Genomic DNA, 16,780 nt, shown 5'->3' on the forward strand with positions numbered 1-16,780 from the left:
GGAATGGATGCTGACCCTGCCACAGCAGGGCGGACGGGAGAGTGACGTGTTCAAGAAGATTCTGGTCGCCAATCGCGGCGAAATCGCGTGCCGGGTGATGCGGACCGCCAAGCGGATGGGGATCGCGACCGTCGCGGTCTATTCCGATGCCGACGCGCGCGCGCCGCACGTCATGATGGCGGACGAGAGCGTGCGGCTGGGTCCGGCACCTGCCGCACAGAGCTATCTGGTCCCCGAACTGATCCTCGCTGCCGCCAAGGCAACCGGCGCCGACTGTATCCATCCCGGCTATGGCTTCCTGTCGGAACGCGAAAGCTTCGCGCGCGCCTGTGCCGATGCCGGCATCGCCTTTGTCGGCCCGCCGCCGAACGCCATCGCCGCGATGGGCGACAAGATCGAATCGAAGAAACTGGCGCAGGCGGCCGGCGTCAACGTCGTCCCCGGCTTTCTGGGCGAGATCGCCGACACCGAGGAAGCGGTGCGGATCGCCACCGACATCGGCTATCCGGTGATGATGAAGGCCTCGGCCGGCGGCGGCGGCAAGGGTATGCGCCTGGCGTGGAGCGAACAGGACGTCCGCGAGGGCTTCGACGCGACCAAGCGCGAGGGGCTGGCCAGCTTCGGCGATGACCGCGTCTTCATCGAAAAGTTCATCGAAAGCCCGCGACACATCGAAATCCAGGTGCTGGGCGACCAGCATGGCAACATCGTCTATCTCGGTGAGCGCGAATGCTCGATCCAGCGCCGCCACCAGAAGGTCGTCGAGGAGGCACCGTCGCCCTTCGTGACCCCCGCGATGCGTAAGGCGATGGGCGAACAGGCGGTCGCGCTTGCGCGGGCGGTAGGCTATTATTCGGCCGGTACGGTCGAACTGATCGTGTCAGGCGCCGATACGACCGGCGAGAGCTTCTACTTCCTCGAAATGAACACTCGCCTGCAGGTCGAGCATCCGGTGACCGAGGAAATTACCGGCCTTGACCTCGTCGAACAGATGCTGCGCGTCGCGGCCGGCGAGAAGCTGGCCTTCACCCAGGACGAGGTAAAGCTGACCGGCTGGGCGATCGAAAACCGCGTCTACGCCGAAGACCCCTATCGCGGCTTCCTGCCCAGCACAGGGCGGCTGACGCGCTACGTGCCGCCTGCCACCCGCGATCCGTATCAAAGCGTTACAGAAACGTACCGTCCGAGTACGCCCCCCGTCGAGCACCAAGCGCCCCGCACCCGCGTCGACGACGGCGTCGTCGAAGGGGGCGAGGTCAGCATGTTCTACGACCCGATGATCGCCAAGCTCGTCACCTGGGCACCGACCCGCGAAGCCGCGATCGATGCGCAGGTCGCCGCGCTCGACCGCTTCGAACTGGCCGGCGTCGGCAACAATATCGATTTCCTCTCCGCCATCATGCAGCACCCTCGCTTCCGCGAAGGCGCGCTGACGACCGGCTTCATCGCGGAGGAATATCCCGAGGGCTTCCACGGCGCGCCGGCCGATCCCGCCCTGCTGCGGCAACTGGCGGCGGTCGCGGTGGTGATCGACCTCGAACAATCGCACCGCGTCCGTTCGATCGATGGCCAGCTCGGCACCCGTCCGGCCCCTTCGACCGAACGGATCGTCACCATCGGCGAGCATCGCTTCGACATTTGCGTCGACGGCTATGATGGCGGGCTGCTGGTCAATATCGATGGCGACGTGCCGCTCGACGTCGTGATGCACTGGCGTCCGTCGCAGCGCGTCGTGGTCGCGCGGATCGACGACGTCGAACTGGCCGTCCGCGTCGCCCGCACCATCGGCGGGTGGAAGCTGACCGCCCGCGGCGCCACCCACCTTGTCCGAGTCCTGCCGCCGCATGTCGCCGACCTCACCTGGCACATGATCGAAAAGGTCCCGCCCGACCTGTCGCGCTTCCTGCTCTGCCCGATGCCCGGCCTGCTGACGCGCGTCGAGGTGGCCGAGGGGCAGAAGGTCGAGGCCGGACAGCCGCTGGCGGTGGTCGAGGCAATGAAGATGGAGAACATCCTGCGCGCCGAGCGTCCGGGCACCGTCGCCCGCATCGTGCATGCCGCCGGCGACAGCCTGGCGGTCGATGCCGTCATCATGGAGTTCGAATAAGGGGGAACGTTTTCCCCGCTGGCGGCTTGTCGGTGCGTGATCGTTTCCCAAACGCAACCATGGTGGCAGGCCGCCACCATCTACCAAATCTACCCCCGCTCCTTCGCCGATAGCGACGGGGACGGGATCGGTGACCTGAACGGGATCGCCGACCGGCTCGACTATCTGGTCGATCTCGGCATCGATGCAATCTGGATTTCGCCGATCTACCCATCGCCCATGGCCGATTTCGGCTATGACGTGGCCGACTATACCGGCATCGACCCGCGCTTCGGCACGCTTGCCGATTTCGACGCGCTACTGGCAAAGGCGCATGCGGCGGGCATCCGCATATTGCTCGATTTCGTGCCCAACCACAGTTCGGACCGCCATCCCTGGTTCGTCGAAAGCCGGTCGTCGCGCGACAATCCGAAGCGCGACTGGTATATCTGGCGCGATCCGGCGCCGGATGGCGGCCCGCCCAACAACTGGATCAGCGATTTTGGCGGGCCGGCATGGACCTTCGATCCCGCGACCGGCCAATATTATTCGCGCGCGTTCCTGCCCGAACAGCCCGATCTGAACTGGCGCAATCCCGAGGTGCAGGCCGCGATGCTGGCGGCTATGCGCTTCTGGTTCGAACGCGGCGTCGACGGTTTCCGCATCGATGTGCAGTGGCACATGGTCAAGCATGCCGACTTCCCCGACAATCCGCCCAACCCGCATTTCCGCGAAGGCATGGGCGACATGCACCGCGTGCTCCAGCTCCATTCGACCGACCAGCCCGAGGTTCACGCCATCGGCACCGCCATGCGCGACCAGGCGGACGAATTCGGCGCGGTGCTGGTCGGCGAAATCTACCTGCCGATCCCGAAGCTGATGATCTATTACGGCACGACGGAGGCGCCCGGCGTCCACCTGCCGTTCAATTTTCAGCTGATCGAGGCGAAGTGGGACGCTGCCGAACTCGCCGCTCGCATCATCGAGTATGAAGCGGCGCTGCCAGAGGGCGGCTGGCCCAACTGGGTGCTCGGCAACCACGACCGTCCCCGCATCGCCACCCGCGTCGGCAGGCGCCAAGCGCGGGTGGCGGCGATGCTGCTGCTGACGCTGCGTGGTACGCCGACGCTGTACCAGGGCGACGAACTGGGCCTGACCGATGCGCAGGTACCGCCCGACAAGGTACAGGACCCCCGCGAGCTGCGCGAACTCGGCCTTGGTCTCGGCCGCGATCCGGTGCGTACCCCGCTGCCATGGGATGCGAAGGGCGGCTTTACCACCGGCGATCCGTGGCTGCCCATCGACCCCGCGCACCTGCCGCTCAACGTCGCCGCACAGGCGGAGGACCCGGTGTCGATGCTGACCTTCTACCGCCGCCTGCTCGCACTACGGCGCGCGACACCCGAACTGGCGACCGGACCGATCGACGATGTCCGCGCCGAAGGGGATGTGCTGACCTACCGCCGGGGCCCGTATCGCATCGCCCTCAACCTGTCCGACGCCCCGGCCGTCATCGCGATCGAAGCCGGGCAGGTCATCCTGTCGACGCACCCCGCCGCCGATCCCACCCGCCTGCGCCCCGCCGAGGGGCTGATCCTGAAAGTCGACTGATGCGTATCGCGATGATCGCCCCGATCGCGTGGCGCACGCCGCCGCGCCACTATGGCCCGTGGGAGCTGGTCACCAGCCTGCTGACCGAAGCGCTGGTCGCGCGCGGGGTCGACGTGACGCTGTTCGCCACGCAGGACAGTATCACCGCCGCGACCCTCGCCGGGGTCGTGCCTGCACCCTATAGCGAAGACCCGTCGATCGACGCGAAGGTGTGGGAATTCGCGCACCTCGCCCATGTCTTCGAACGCGCCGGCGAATTCGACCTGATCCACAACCAAGCAGATTTTCCGGCCCATGCCTTTTCGGGGCTGGTCGACACCCCGATGGTGACGACGATCCACGGCTTTTCGTCCGACCGCATCCTGCCGATGTACGCCCCCTATCGGGACCGGGTGCACTATGTCGCGATCAGCGATGCCGACCGCCATCCCTCGCTCAACTATGCCGCGACGATCCATCACGGTATCCCGCTCGACGACTTTCCGTTCGATGCACAGGGCAGCGACGACCTGCTGTTCTTCGGCCGGATGCACCCGGACAAGGGTGCCGCCGAAGCCATTGCCGCCGCGCACGCCGGCGACCGCCGCCTGCACATGGCCGGGATCGTGCAGGACGACCGCTACTGGCGCGAGGAGGTCGAGCCGCACATCGACGGTGACCGCGTGATCTACCACGGCGCGGTCGGCGGCAAGGCGCGGACCGACCTGCTGGGCGGCGCCCGCGCGCTGCTCCATCTGATCGGCTTCGACGAACCCTTCGGCCTGTCGGTGGTGGAGGCGATGGCCTGCGGCACGCCGGTCATCGCCTATAACCGGGGATCGATGCCCGAACTGATCAAAGACGGCGTCAACGGCTTCTTGGTCGACACCCTCGACCAGGCCATCGCCGCGATCGACCGCGTCGCGGAGATCGACCGCGCAAATTGCCGCAAAATCGTCGCCGAACGCTTTTCGGTCGAGGCGATGGCCGAACGCTATCATGCGTTATACACTTCGATCCTGTCGGTATGAAACCGGCCTAAGTCGTTGATCGTTCGATCCTTCATCCGTTGTGATGGAGGGATCGCATGCCGCGGGGCGACAAGAGCAGCTATACCGACAAGCAGAAACGCAAGGCCGAGCATATCGAGCAGGGCTATGAAGCGCGCGGCGTGCCGGAAAAGGAAGCGGAGGCCCGCGCCTGGGCGACCGTCAACAAGGATTCGGGCGGCGGCAACAAATCCGGCTCGGGCCGCGGCAAGCCCGACAGCCATGGCTCGGCGCGTCGCGGTGGCAAGGCGGCGGCGAAGCGCCCCGCCGTCGATCGCTCTGCAGCGGCAAGGAAGGGCTGGGAGACCCGCCGCAAGAACGGCACCGCATGACCGAGACACTGGCCCCCGCCTTGCCCGACGCGGTCGAGCAGGCCGCTGCTGATCTGCTCGAATCCGCCTGCGCCGCCGACGTGACCCTCGCCACGGCCGAAAGCTGCACCGGGGGAATGCTTGCCGCGTTGCTGACCGATGTGGAGGGTTCCTCGCACGCCTTCGACCGGGGGTTCGTCGTCTATAGCGAGGCCGCCAAATGCGAGTTGCTCGGCGTCGACCGCGCGATGCTCGACGATTGCGGCGCGGTCAGTCGCGACGTGGCCGAAGCTATGGCGCGCGGCGCGCTGCGTGGGTCGGATGCCGATATCGCGCTGACGGTGACCGGCTTTGCGGGGGAGGGCGCACCGGGCGATGAAGCGGGGTTGGTCCATTTCGCGTGCGCGCGACGCGACGGACCGGTCGCGACCGCCGAATGCCATTACGGCAATATCGGTCGCGGCGCGGTCAGGATCGCGGCACTGGGCGAGGCGCTGAGGATGATGCGCACCGCGATCGACCAGTCCGCGTCGCCCGACGATATTTAGGGAAACAGAACGCATACCCCATATCGTCACCCCGGACTTGATCCGGGGTCCCGCTGCTTCTCGACACCAAAGTGAAAGCAGGACGCCGGGTCAAGCCCGGAATGACGAAACGGAAGGGGCATTGGTTCGCATCATGGCGCGAATCCCGCTTCCATGCGTTACGCCGTCATTGGCGGGTATCGCCAGGGGGGGCTAGACTGATTCCATGGCAGATTCCGCAACCGAATCCACTGCTTCGCCGCCGCCGGTCGAGCGCGCCGGCGCGACCGGGACCGCTGCCACGCCGCCGTCCGATCCGGTCGATGCGGTGGTCGATGCCCCGACCGAGGAACTGCGCCGCGACCGGCTGCTCGCCGCGCTGACGCTGATCGCCGGCGTCGGACTGGTGCTCGCGCTGCCCTTCGCGTTGCAGGCGGGCGCGCGCTTCTTCCTGCCGCTGACCGCCGCGATCGTCATCGCCATCGCGCTGGTCCCGCTGCTCGAATGGCAGGAACGTCACCGCGTACCCGCGCCGCTGGCCGCCTTCTTCTGCGTCATGCTGTTCCTGATCGTCGCCAATGGCGCGCTGGCGTCGATCGTCGTGCCGGCCTGGGGCTGGGCGCAGATATTGCCCGACCGCATCGACCGCGTGCAGCAGAATGTCGCGCCGCTGATCGACTTCTATGCCAGCCTCGAAAAATTCGTGAACGGCCTGATCGCGAACGTCGCGACCGCGCCGGCCAAGCAGACCGCGACCAGCGTCGCACCGCCGCAATCGTTGCTCGATCTGGTGACGACCTCCGCCCCGTCGGCGCTGTTGGAGATGTTCTTCGCGATCCTCGTGATCTATTTCTTCCTCGCCGGCTGGACCAATTTGCGTCGCGCGGCGATCACCGGGCGCAGCAGCTTTGGCGGGGCGATGGCGACCGCGCGCGTGATCCAGAATGTCGTCGACGACACCTCGGCCTATCTGGGAACGATCACCCTCATCAACCTGATGCTGGGCGTCATCGTCGCGCTGGCGCTCTGGTATATCGGCATGCCGACACCGCTGATGTGGGGCGGCATCGTCGCGTTGCTGAACTATGTGCCCTATCTCGGGCCGATCTTCGCCGCGCTGCTGCTGGCGCTGGGCGGATTGATGACCTTCACCGATATCTGGTGGGCGCTGCTGCCCGCCGCGATCATGGTCGGAGCGCATCTGGTCGAGGCGAACGTCATCACCCCACTGGTCGTCGGCCACCGCCTGACGATCAATCCGCTGATGATCCTGATTACCCTCAGCTTCTGGGGCTGGGTCTGGGGCACGCCCGGCGCGCTGCTGGCCGTTCCGCTGCTGATCATCATCCAAACGGTGCTGAAAGGCGCGGGCAAGCCCGACATTGCCGGCTTCCTGTTCGAACACGGCACGCTGGTGCAGGACGTGCCGCCGCCGCAACGAAATGCAGGAAATGCCAATAGCGGCGTTGACAGCCCCGGCGCGGCTCCGTAAAGGCCGCCTCCTCGCTAGAGAGCGGGTGTAGCTCAGTTGGTTAGAGCGCCGGCCTGTCACGCCGGAGGTCGCGGGTTCGAGCCCCGTCACTCGCGCCATGGCGCATCATTTTGGATGCGGCCACAGCGCTTCAATATCCCCGATCACGCTCTACGATGCCGATCATTGGCTCGCCCGCCAGATGGCGGCGCAGATTGGCGATCACCGCCTTCCCCGAACCTTCGCTGTCCGTTGCTGCCGCCACATGTGGCGTGATCACGACGCGCGGATGCCTCCAGAGCGGATCGCCCGCCGGCAGCGGCTCGACCGGCGTGACGTCGAGGATCGCGCGCGACAGCCGCCCGCTGTCGAGCGCCGCGATCAATGCCGGCGCATCGAGATGCAAGCCACGCCCCGCGCTGACGATCGCCGCGCCCGCCGGCATCTGAGCAAACAGATCCGTCCCCAGGAAGCCGCGCGTCTCAGGGGTGAGGGGCAGCAGGCTCACCAGAATGTCGGTCTGTGCGGCAAAGGCACGCAGCCCGTCCGCGCCGTGGAAACAAGTGACCCCGGCCACCTCGCGCGGCGACCGGCTCCATCCCGAAAGCGCGAAGCCGAACGGTGCGAGTGCCGCCAGCGCGGCCTTGCCCATCTGCCCCAACCCGGCGATCCCGACACGACGCGCAGCCGCCGGAACCTGCGGCAGTTGCTGCCACAGCTCGTTCCGTTGCTGGTCGGCATAGGCATATAGATCGCGGTGGAGCGCCAGCACCGTCATCGCGGCATATTCCGCCATCGCAGCAGCAAGGTTCGGCTCGATCAGCCGAACGACGGTGACGTTCGCCGGAATCTGGCCGAGATCGAGCTGGTCGACGCCGGCCCCGATCGAGAACAGCACCTCAAGGTTCGGCAGCGTTTCGATCAATCCGGCCGGCAATGTCCATGCCGCGAGGAACCGCACATCGGCCGGATCGCCGATATCGGGCGACAGTCGTACCTCCAACTCGGGCAGGGCCTGCGCGAGCATCGATGCCCATACCCGTCCGCGCTCGGGTGCTGCGACATACAGGAACGTCGTCACCGGCACTTCCCGTGGTGATGGGCCTTGAAGGTTCCCGGCATGGCCTGCTTCCTCGCTGCACGAAATTTCCCTCCGTCTTAGCCTGACATTCCCGGCCATGTCATCGCGAGCGACGATCATCGCCGACAGAAATTATTGATATAACATCACGCGTAAAAGTCGGTATGCGGGCAACCATGATCGATTCGGAAGTATCGCGTGGCCACCGCAGCCTTTGACGGCATCGCCCACCGCGCCGTCGCCACCATGCCGAGGGTAGCCGCGACGGCCCGGCTGCAGTCGATCGACGCGCTGCGCGGTTTCGTGATGGTCGTCATGCTGCTCGACCATGTGCGCGAGACCTTTTTCCTGCACATGCAGGTCGGCGATCCCGTCGATGCCCGCACCGTCCTGCCCGCGCTGTTCTTCACCCGGTTGTTGAGCACGATTTGCGCGCCGGTATTCGTGGCGCTGACCGGGTTGTCGGCGTGGCTCTATGGCCAGAAGCATTCGCGTGCCGAATTGTCCGGCTTCCTGTTGCGGCGGGGCGTGTTCCTGTTGCTTCTGGAAATCAGCTTCGTGTCGTTCGCGTGGTCGGCACGGTTCCCGCCACAGACGATCTGGCTGCAGGTGATCTGGGCGATCGGCGTCAGCATGATCTGCCTGGCCGGCGCGGTGCATCTGTCGCGCACGGTCGTCGTTGCGCTCGGCCTCGCCATCGTTTGCGGCCACAATCTGCTCGACGGGATCGTGCTGGCACCGGGGGATGCCTTCTACGTCCCCTGGGCGCTGCTGCACCAGCGCGCCGCGTTCGACCTTGCCGGTATCACCATCAAGACGACCTACCCGGTCCTGCCATGGATCGGCGTCATCCTGCTCGGCTATGGCATGGGGCCGTGGTTCGGTCGGGGTGCAGACCCGGTGGTGCGGCAACGCCGGCTGCTGCTGCTGGGGGTCGGCCTCGTCGCCGGGTTCGTCCTGCTGCGCATGCTCAACCTGTATGGCGACCGCCCCTGGGTGGATGCCGGCACGCTGCTGCGGACCGTGATCGGCTTTCTCGCGCTGACCAAATATCCGCCATCGCTGCTCTTCCTGATGTCGACGCTGGGCGTGGGGGCGTTGCTGCTCGTCCTGTTCGAGCGGGCCCGGTGGCCGCAAGTGATCGGACCGCTGGCGACGCTGGGTAGCGCGCCGATGTTCTATTATCTGCTGCACCTGTACGTTCTGCGCGTCGGATATCTGGTCGCGCTCGCGGTGTCGGGGCCGAACGACGGCGATCTGTTCGTGCTCGGCCATCTCGGCTGGATTTGGGCCTGCTATGCCGTGCTCGTCGTCGCGCTGTATTTCCCGACCCGCTGGTTTGCGGGCGTGAAGCAGCGCCGCCGGGACATTGCCTGGCTGAAATATCTCTGATCAGTCGGCGACGACGCCCACCACCCGCGCCGCCAGCGCCGTGATCCACGCCATGCCCGGGCCGATGATCGCATCGTTGAAGTCGTATCGCGGATGGTGGAGCGCGGCATTCTCCCCCTCGGTCCGTGCCTGCCCCAGCCAGACATAGGCACCCGGACAGGCCTGAAGCATGAAGGAAAAGTCCTCCGACGTGAACGCCGGATCGGGCGCCTCGGCATGGGACAGGCCGGCATCCGCCGCTGCCGCCAGTGCGATCGCGGCAGCACCCGGATCGTTGATCGTCGCCGGGTAATAACGGGTATAGGTCACCTCGACTCGCGTATCGCTGGCGATGCCGATCCCTTCCGCCATCGACCGGATCGCTGCCTCGACGATCTCCTGCGCTTGGGCGTCGAACGTGCGGACCGTCCCGACCAGCCGCACCTCCGCCGGGATGACGTTGTGAGTCAGCCCGCCGGCCATCTGCGTGACCGACAGCACGGCGGAGCGGGTCGGCGGCACCCGGCGCGCGACGATGGTGTTGAGCTGCGTCACCAGCTGCGCGGCCGCCAGCACCGCGTCGGGCGTGGTGTGCGGCTGCGCGGCATGGCCGCCCTTGCCGTGGATTGCGATCTCGAACTTGTCGGCCGCCGCCATGATCGGCCCGGGCCGCGTCTGCAACTCGCCCGCCGGCAGGTCGGGCCAGTTATGCAGCGCATAGACATAGTCGCACGGAAAACGCTCGAACAACCCGTCCTCGATCATCGCCCGCGCGCCGGCATGGCCTTCTTCGGCAGGCTGGAAGATGAAATGGATCGCGCCGTCGAACGGCGGCAGCGACGCCAGATGCCGCGCCGCGCCGATCAGGATCGCGGTATGGCCGTCATGGCCGCAGCCGTGAAAGACGCCCGCCGTCTTGCTGGCATAGGCCGGCGATCCCTCTTCGTGGAACGGCAGCGCGTCCATATCGGCGCGCAGCCCCAGAGCGGGACCCGGCCGCCCGTGCGTCAAGGTGCCGACGACACCCGTCCCGCCGATACCTGTCGTAACCCGCAGCCCGACGGCGGCCAGCTGTTCCGCAACCAGCGCGGCGGTCCGGTGCTCGGCAAAGGCCAGTTCGGGATGGGCATGAATATCGTGCCGGATCGCGGTCACGGCGTCGATGATGTCGGCAAAACGCTGATACATGGCATGTCCCCTGGCGGAGAGGCAGCATGTCCCGCGCCCGCCGCCATGGTCAACCCTGCCGCCCCCTCTCTGCAAGGCGGCAAGAAGTCTGTAACGGCGCACGCGGTAGGACCGATGGATGCCGAAGCTGGACGACGATATGCGGATGACGTGGGGCAGGGTGGCTTTGGCGTTGCTGGCGGTGGCACTTGCCACGCCGGCCGCGGCACAGGTCGCCGCGCCCAGCGTCGAACGCGCGCCCGGCAACGTCGAACTGCCGGAGGTCGAGGCGCGCGACCCGCTGGTTCTGCAACTGGCCTATACCGGCGATATCCTGTCGTCGGTGGCGGGCGGGCGGCGGCGCGGCACCCGCTGGATCAACAATGTCAGCGCCATCGCCAGCGCCGATCTCGACACGCTGGCCGGGCTGCCCCGTACCAACGCGCTGCTCCACGTCTTCTACAATGACGGCACCGGCTTCAGCAGCGATCTGGTCGGCGACGGGCAGATCGTGTCGAGCATCGAGGCCGGGGTCCCGCTGCTGCGCGTGCTGGAGGGCTGGGTCGAGCATCGCGGTCCCGACGATCGCTGGTCGTTCAAGGCCGGGCTGTATGACGTGAACAGCGAATTCGACACGCTCCAGACGTCGCTGCTGTTCGTCAACAGCGCATTCGGCATGGGAACCGAGCTTGGCGCCTCGGGGCGCAACGGCCCGTCGACCTTTCCCAGCACCAGCCTGGCCCTGCGCGGTCAGGTGAAGCTCGGCGACCGCGTCACCCTGCGCGCCGCCGCGGCGGACGGCGTACCGAACGATCCCGCCCGCCCGCGCCGCGACTGGATCGGCATTGCCGGCGGCGACGGCGCGCTGCTGATCGGGGAGGCGGATGTCGAACTGGGCGTGGTGCGCCTGTTCGGCGGCGGCTGGACCTATACCGCGCGCAGCGACGACCGGTTCGATGCGGCCACCGGTGCCGCCATCGTCCGGCAGGTGCGCAGCAACGGCGCCTATGTCCGCGGGGAGGCGCAACTGGCCGGCGACCGCACGCGCGGCATGCGCGGCTTCTTCCGGCTGGGCGTCGCTGGCGACCGCGCCAATCTCTTCGGTGGCTTCTCGTCGCTGGGATTTGTGTGGCGCGGGCTGCTTGCGTCGCGGCCACGCGACGACAGCGGTATCGCCATCGCCTATGCCGGGGGCAGCAGCGCCGGTCGCGCGATCGTGCGGGTCGAGGGCGGGACGCCGGCGCGCGGCGAGGCGGTGATCGAACTCAACCACCGCATCGCCGTCGCCGACTGGCTGGGGGTGCAGCCACATGTCCAATATGTCGTCGCGCCGGGACTGAACCCGACGTTCGGCAACGCGCTGGTCCTGGGGCTGCGGCTGACCGCCACGATCGCCGAATGACGCTTTTCGCATCGCCGGCAAAGAACCCACTTTACACCGGCGATTCGCTACCCTACACGCCGCCTCCTCGCTAGAGAGCGGGTGTAGCTCAGTTGGTTAGAGCGCCGGCCTGTCACGCCGGAGGTCGCGGGTTCGAGCCCCGTCACTCGCGCCATCCTTTACGGATGGCGCTACCGCCAGCGGCCTGTTTCCATCCACAACAGCATCCGCCGCATCGGCAGCACCCAGAGCCATGCGATGCCCGCCGCGACGTAAAACGCCAGTTGCAAGACCCAATGCCAGCCGCCGACCATCGGCGACAGCATCGCCACACCGATCGCCCAGAGTGTCAGCATGAGCAGGATCGCGAGCACGCCAGCCGGTTTGCGCCACGTCGGTTCGTTCACTTGGGCACTCCCGGCAGAAAGACGTCGGTTTCGGTAATGATCATGTGCAGCGGCACGTCCCATGGGTCGCGGGGCAGGGCATCGACCTGCTGCACCGACCACGCGATACCGATTCGCAGCGCATCGGGCCAGAGCGCGAACGCCCGGTCATAATGGCCCGCCCCCTGGCCCAGCCGGTTGCAGCGCGAATCGAATCCGACCAGCGGCGTCAGGACGATGTCGGGCACCACGCCATCGCCCGTCGCCTGCGGCTGGCGCAGGCCGTACGGACCGTCGGCCATGGTATCGGTTGATCCAAGATGGAAGGTGATCGGTGATTCCCGGTCGATAACCACCGGCCAGGCCAACACGCCGCCGGCCGCGACGACCGCCGCATCGAACAGCGCCGGATCGGCCTCGCCACCGACCGGCACATAGCTGGCGACGATGCCGCCGGGACACAGCGCCTCGATCAGCAACCGCGACGGGGCGGGGAGCGACGGACGGGTCGCGGCAAAGGCGCGCCGCCGCGCGCGCAATTCACGGCGCAGGCCGGCCTTATCGGTCATGGAAAGGGGGTGTGGCGGAACCACCATGGGCCGTTTGCCGCGTTATCCACTGACGCACGGTACGTCAGGTGGGGATCATGTACGTCAGACCAGGATCTGCGCAGGGACAACCCCCATGGATGAAGAAATAGCCTCAGGGATTATGCATGGCTCGCACCGGGCAGTCCCGCCACGTCCTATTTAGGCGCTGGGGTCCGTCCGCTCAAGGGCGGAGGCAACCGCCTCCAGCCGATCCGCGATCCGCTCCAGCATCTCGGACGTCCCGTCCGGTGCCGGCCCCGCCTCGCGCTCGGCCAGCTGGTCCGCCAGGATCAGCGCGATGTAGAGCAATGTCCGCTCCGACGATCCGCCCGCCGCGTGCTGCACCGCCGGCGCATGTCGCTCCAGCATCGCACCCAACGCGCGCAGCTTCGGCTCCTCGCCATCGCGGCATCCGACCTGATGGCTGCGGCCGGCAATCGTCAGCGTGATATGGCCCATCAGTCGGCGTCCGCTTCGCGCGCGATCACCGCATCGAGCGCGCCGATCGCATCGCCGATCCGCGTGCGCAACGCGGCATGCCGCGACTCGAGCGTCCGATTCGCCTTTACCTGCGTCTGTGCAGCGCGTTCGATCCGTTCCAGCGCCCGGTCGATCCGCGCGATGGTCGCGGCATGGGGGGTGTCGCTCATCGGGTTTATCGATCCTTGCTAAACATGTTAAACAAACCTTGGGTTTGGCGGTTGACTGATCGGCGTGACGGTTCCAAAGGCTCGCGCGACCCTATCGGCGCCCAACAGGAGTGCGCGTGACCATATCCCAGCTCGAACTCGCCAACGCCATCCGCGTTTTGTCGATGGACGCGGTGGAGGCCGCCAATTCGGGGCATCCCGGCATGCCGATGGGCATGGCCGATGTCGCCACCGTCCTCTGGTCGAAATTCCTGAAATTCGATCCCGCCGATCCGCATTGGGCGGACCGCGACCGGTTCGTCCTGTCGGCGGGCCATGGATCGATGCTGATCTATTCGCTCCTCCACCTGACCGGCTATGCCAAGCCCACCATTCAGGACATTGCGAACTTCCGCAAGCTCGGCAGCCCGTGCGCCGGCCATCCTGAGAATTTCGAACTGCCCGGCATCGAATGCACCACCGGTCCGCTGGGGCAGGGGCTGGCGATGGCGGTCGGCATGGCCACCGCAGAGCGGCATTTGAACACCGTGTTCGGCGACGATCTGGTCGATCACCGCACCTGGGTGATCGCCGGCGACGGCTGCCTGATGGAAGGCATCAATCACGAGGCGATCGGCCTTGCCGGTCACCTGAAGCTCGGCCGCCTGAACGTCCTGTGGGACGACAACCGCATCACGATCGACGGTTCGACCGACCTGTCGACCAGCGAGGACGTATCGGCCCGCTATGCCGCGACCGGCTGGCACGTCGTCGCCTGCGACGGCCACGACTTCGCCGACATCGAACGTGCGCTCGCCGAAGCCGCCGCCGACCCGCGCCCCTCGCTGGTCCGCTGCCGCACCGTCATCGGCAAGGGCGCCCCGAACAAGGGCGGCAGCCACAAGGTCCATGGCTCGCCGCTCGGTGCCGAGGAAATCCTCGCCACCCGCGCCGCCTTGCTGTGGGAGCATGAAGCCTTCCACCTGCCCGAAGCGCTGACCGACGCGTGGAAGGAAATCGGCGCACGGGGCCAGTCGCTCCACGCCGACTGGAACCAGCGCCTGTCCGATCATGCCGATCGCGCGGAATTCGAACGCCGCATGGCCAACAAGCTGCCCGACGGCTGGTCGCTGAAGAGCCATATCGACAGCCTGATCGCCGAGCCGAAGAAGATCGCGACCCGCGTCGCATCGTCGCTGGCGCTGGAAGCGATCAACGCCTCGCTGCCCGAAACGCTCGGCGGTTCGGCGGACCTCACGCCCTCGAACAATACCCAGACCAAGGCGCAGGTCGCGCTGACGGCGGAGGATTATTCCGGTCGCTACATCCATTACGGCATCCGCGAATTCGGCATGTCGGCGGCGATGAACGGCATGGCGCTGCACGGCGGCGTGCTGGCCTATGGCGGCACCTTCCTGGTGTTCGCCGACTATGCCCGGCCGGCCATCCGCCTGTCGGCACTGCAGAATGCCGGTGTCGTCTATGTCATGACTCACGACTCGATCGGTCTGGGCGAAGACGGCCCGACGCACCAGCCGATCGAGCATGTGATGAGCCTGCGCATCATCCCCGGCCTCGACGTCTATCGCCCCGCCGATGCGGTCGAGACGGCGGAATGCTGGGAACTGGCGGTACAGCGCCGCGACGGCCCCTCGCTGCTGGCTCTGTCGCGCCAGAACCTGCCGCAGCTTCGCACCGAAACCAGCGAGAACCGCAGCGCCAAGGGTGCGTACCGCCTCAAGGCCGCCGAAGCCGACCGCCGCGTCATCCTGATCGCGACCGGGTCGGAGGTCGAGATCGCTATCGGCGTCGCGCAGCAGCTCGAAGCCAAGGGCATCGGCGCCGATGTCGTGTCGATGCCGTGCTGGTCCCGCTTCGATGCGCAGGACGCCGCCTATCGCGAGGACGTGCTGCCGCATGCCCGCCCGGACGAAATCCTGCGCGTGTCGATCGAGGCGGGCACGACCATCGGCTGGGAACGCTACACCATGGTCGACGGCCTGCGCTTCGGCATCGACCGCTTCGGCGCATCGGCCCCGGCCGACAAGCTCTACGAACATTTCGGACTGACTGCCGATGCCATCACCGCAAAGGTGCTGGCGCGGCTCGGCAACTGAGGAGACGCGGATATGACGAAAGTAGCGATCAACGGGTTCGGACGCATCGGCCGTCTGGTGGCGCGCGCGATCCTCGAACGGCCCGACAGCGGGCTGGAACTGGTGACGATCAACGACCTCGCCGACGCCAAGTCGAACGCATGGCTGTTCAGCCGCGATTCGGTCCATGGCCGCTATCCGGGCGAAGTCGCCGCCGAAGGCGACGACCTGGTCATCGACGGCAAGCGCATCCGCGTCACTGCCGAGCGTGATCCGGCCAACCTGCCGCACAAGGAACTGGGCGTCGAGCTGGTCCTCGAATGCACCGGCTTCTTCACCGACCGCGACAGCTGCCAGAAGCATATCGATGCCGGTGCCAAGCGCGTGCTGATCTCGGCCCCGGGCAAGAATGTCGACCTGACCGTCGTGTACGGCGTCAACCACGACAAGCTCGAAGCCGGCCACACCATCGTGTCGAACGCTTCGTGCACCACCAACTGTCTGGCGCCGGTCGCCAAGGTGCTGAACGACGCCATCGGCATCGAACGCGGCCTGATGACCACGATCCACGCCTATACCAACGACCAGAAGATCCTCGACCAGATCCATCCGGACCTGCGCCGCGCCCGTGCCGCCGCCATGTCGATGATCCCGACCACCACCGGCGCCGCCCGCGCGGTCGGTGAAGTGCTGCCCGAACTCAAGGGCAAGCTCGACGGTTCGGCCGTCCGCGTGCCGGTGCCGGACGGCAGCCTCGTCGACCTGACCTTCACCCCGAAGCGGGACACGACCAAGGACGAAGTGAATTCGATCCTGAAGGCGGCGTCGGAATCGGGTCCGCTCAAGGGCGTGCTCTACTTCTCGGACGAGCCGCTGGTCTCGATCGACATCGTCCACACCCCCGCATCGTCGACCGTCGACAGCCTCGAGACCGCCGTGCTCGACGGCAAGCTGGTCCGCGTCGTGTCGTGGTACGACAATGAATGGGGCTTCTCGAACCGCATGGTCGACACCGCGACCGCCATGGCGAAGCTGGGCTGAGCCC

The 16,780-nt window shown here is 66.8% G+C and carries 16 protein-coding genes and 2 tRNA genes; 12 read left to right on the top strand and 6 right to left on the bottom strand.

Annotated elements, in window-relative coordinates:
• Nucleotides 1–46 precede the first annotated feature (46 nt).
• The 7 genes from PPZ50_RS09255 to PPZ50_RS09285 all read left to right on the top strand — a co-directional run bounded on the left by PPZ50_RS09255 (nucleotide 47) and on the right by PPZ50_RS09285 (nucleotide 7,153).
• Nucleotides 47–2,107 carry an acetyl-CoA carboxylase biotin carboxylase subunit gene (locus PPZ50_RS09255; RefSeq protein ID WP_066688059.1) on the top strand — a complete coding sequence of 687 codons (2,061 nt, stop codon included), beginning with the start codon at nucleotides 47–49 and terminating at the stop codon, nucleotides 2,105–2,107.
• 36 nt (nucleotides 2,108–2,143) lie between these two features.
• Entirely contained in the window at nucleotides 2,144–3,697 is a 1,554-nt protein-coding gene (locus PPZ50_RS09260; RefSeq protein WP_272815281.1) for an alpha-amylase family glycosyl hydrolase, read from the top strand.
• Entirely contained in the window at nucleotides 3,697–4,707 is a 1,011-nt protein-coding gene (locus PPZ50_RS09265) for a glycosyltransferase family 4 protein (RefSeq protein WP_066687214.1), read from the top strand. The genes PPZ50_RS09260 and PPZ50_RS09265 overlap by 1 nt, the downstream gene beginning before the upstream one ends.
• A gap of 56 nt (nucleotides 4,708–4,763) precedes the next feature.
• Nucleotides 4,764–5,057 (top strand): plasmid stabilization protein, encoded by a 294-nt coding sequence (locus tag PPZ50_RS09270; protein ID WP_066687225.1) that lies wholly within the window; start codon nucleotides 4,764–4,766, stop codon nucleotides 5,055–5,057.
• Complete coding sequence (locus tag PPZ50_RS09275) at nucleotides 5,054–5,584, top strand: CinA family protein (protein ID WP_066687232.1); 531 nt, start codon at nucleotides 5,054–5,056, stop codon at nucleotides 5,582–5,584. The genes PPZ50_RS09270 and PPZ50_RS09275 overlap by 4 nt, the downstream gene beginning before the upstream one ends.
• Nucleotides 5,585–5,789: 205 nt before the next feature.
• Entirely contained in the window at nucleotides 5,790–7,055 is a 1,266-nt protein-coding gene (locus PPZ50_RS09280; protein ID WP_084401201.1) for an AI-2E family transporter, read from the top strand.
• Nucleotides 7,056–7,076: 21 nt separating this feature from the next.
• Nucleotides 7,077–7,153 (top strand) — tRNA-Asp (locus tag PPZ50_RS09285).
• 32 nt (nucleotides 7,154–7,185) lie between these two features.
• Here PPZ50_RS09285 and PPZ50_RS09290 read toward each other — a convergent pair.
• Nucleotides 7,186–8,115, bottom strand: coding sequence for a 2-hydroxyacid dehydrogenase (locus PPZ50_RS09290; protein WP_232307824.1), 930 nt, complete (start codon nucleotides 8,113–8,115; stop codon nucleotides 7,186–7,188).
• 198 nt (nucleotides 8,116–8,313) lie between these two features.
• Between PPZ50_RS09290 and PPZ50_RS09295 the strand changes: the two genes are divergently transcribed.
• Nucleotides 8,314–9,507 (top strand): DUF1624 domain-containing protein, encoded by a 1,194-nt coding sequence (locus PPZ50_RS09295; RefSeq protein ID WP_332307253.1) that lies wholly within the window; start codon nucleotides 8,314–8,316, stop codon nucleotides 9,505–9,507.
• Here PPZ50_RS09295 and PPZ50_RS09300 read toward each other — a convergent pair whose 3' ends face one another.
• Nucleotides 9,508–10,674 (bottom strand): amidohydrolase, encoded by a 1,167-nt coding sequence (locus tag PPZ50_RS09300; protein WP_066687234.1) that lies wholly within the window; start codon nucleotides 10,672–10,674, stop codon nucleotides 9,508–9,510. It lies immediately after the preceding gene.
• Between the two features lie 118 nt (nucleotides 10,675–10,792).
• Here PPZ50_RS09300 and PPZ50_RS09305 point away from each other — a divergent pair, with 118 nt between their 5' ends.
• Together PPZ50_RS09305 and PPZ50_RS09310 are read left to right on the top strand one after the other, a co-directional pair.
• Nucleotides 10,793–12,055, top strand: a complete 1,263-nt coding sequence (locus tag PPZ50_RS09305; RefSeq protein WP_066687236.1) for a carbohydrate porin — start codon at nucleotides 10,793–10,795, stop codon at nucleotides 12,053–12,055.
• 77 nt (nucleotides 12,056–12,132) lie between these two features.
• Nucleotides 12,133–12,209: transfer RNA gene (locus PPZ50_RS09310), tRNA-Asp, on the top strand.
• A 16-nt stretch (nucleotides 12,210–12,225) separates the two neighbouring features.
• Here the strand turns inward: PPZ50_RS09310 and PPZ50_RS09315 are convergent.
• From PPZ50_RS09315 to PPZ50_RS09330, 4 genes are all read right to left on the bottom strand, one after another.
• A complete protein-coding gene (locus PPZ50_RS09315; protein WP_232307845.1) occupies nucleotides 12,226–12,390 on the bottom strand; it encodes a DUF2842 domain-containing protein in 165 nt (54 codons plus the stop codon).
• A 47-nt stretch (nucleotides 12,391–12,437) separates the two neighbouring features.
• Entirely contained in the window at nucleotides 12,438–12,989 is a 552-nt protein-coding gene (locus tag PPZ50_RS09320; protein WP_066687240.1) for a 5-formyltetrahydrofolate cyclo-ligase, read from the bottom strand.
• A 180-nt stretch (nucleotides 12,990–13,169) separates the two neighbouring features.
• Entirely contained in the window at nucleotides 13,170–13,469 is a 300-nt protein-coding gene (locus tag PPZ50_RS09325) for a cell division protein ZapA (RefSeq protein WP_066687248.1), read from the bottom strand.
• Nucleotides 13,469–13,660 carry a hypothetical protein gene (locus tag PPZ50_RS09330; RefSeq protein ID WP_066687250.1) on the bottom strand — a complete coding sequence of 64 codons (192 nt, stop codon included), beginning with the start codon at nucleotides 13,658–13,660 and terminating at the stop codon, nucleotides 13,469–13,471. The genes PPZ50_RS09325 and PPZ50_RS09330 overlap by 1 nt, the downstream gene beginning before the upstream one ends.
• A 116-nt stretch (nucleotides 13,661–13,776) precedes the next feature.
• Between PPZ50_RS09330 and tkt the strand changes: the two genes are divergently transcribed.
• Together tkt and gap are read left to right on the top strand one after the other, a co-directional pair.
• A complete protein-coding gene (gene tkt, locus PPZ50_RS09335) occupies nucleotides 13,777–15,756 on the top strand; it encodes a transketolase (RefSeq protein ID WP_066688069.1) in 1,980 nt (659 codons plus the stop codon).
• 12 nt (nucleotides 15,757–15,768) lie between these two features.
• Nucleotides 15,769–16,776, top strand: coding sequence for a type I glyceraldehyde-3-phosphate dehydrogenase (gap, locus tag PPZ50_RS09340; RefSeq protein WP_066687252.1), 1,008 nt, complete (start codon nucleotides 15,769–15,771; stop codon nucleotides 16,774–16,776).
• Nucleotides 16,777–16,780: the final 4 nt, after the last annotated feature.

The organism is Sphingomonas hankookensis (assembly GCF_028551275.1).
Taxonomy (GTDB): Bacteria; Pseudomonadota; Alphaproteobacteria; order Sphingomonadales; family Sphingomonadaceae; genus Sphingomonas; species Sphingomonas hankookensis_A.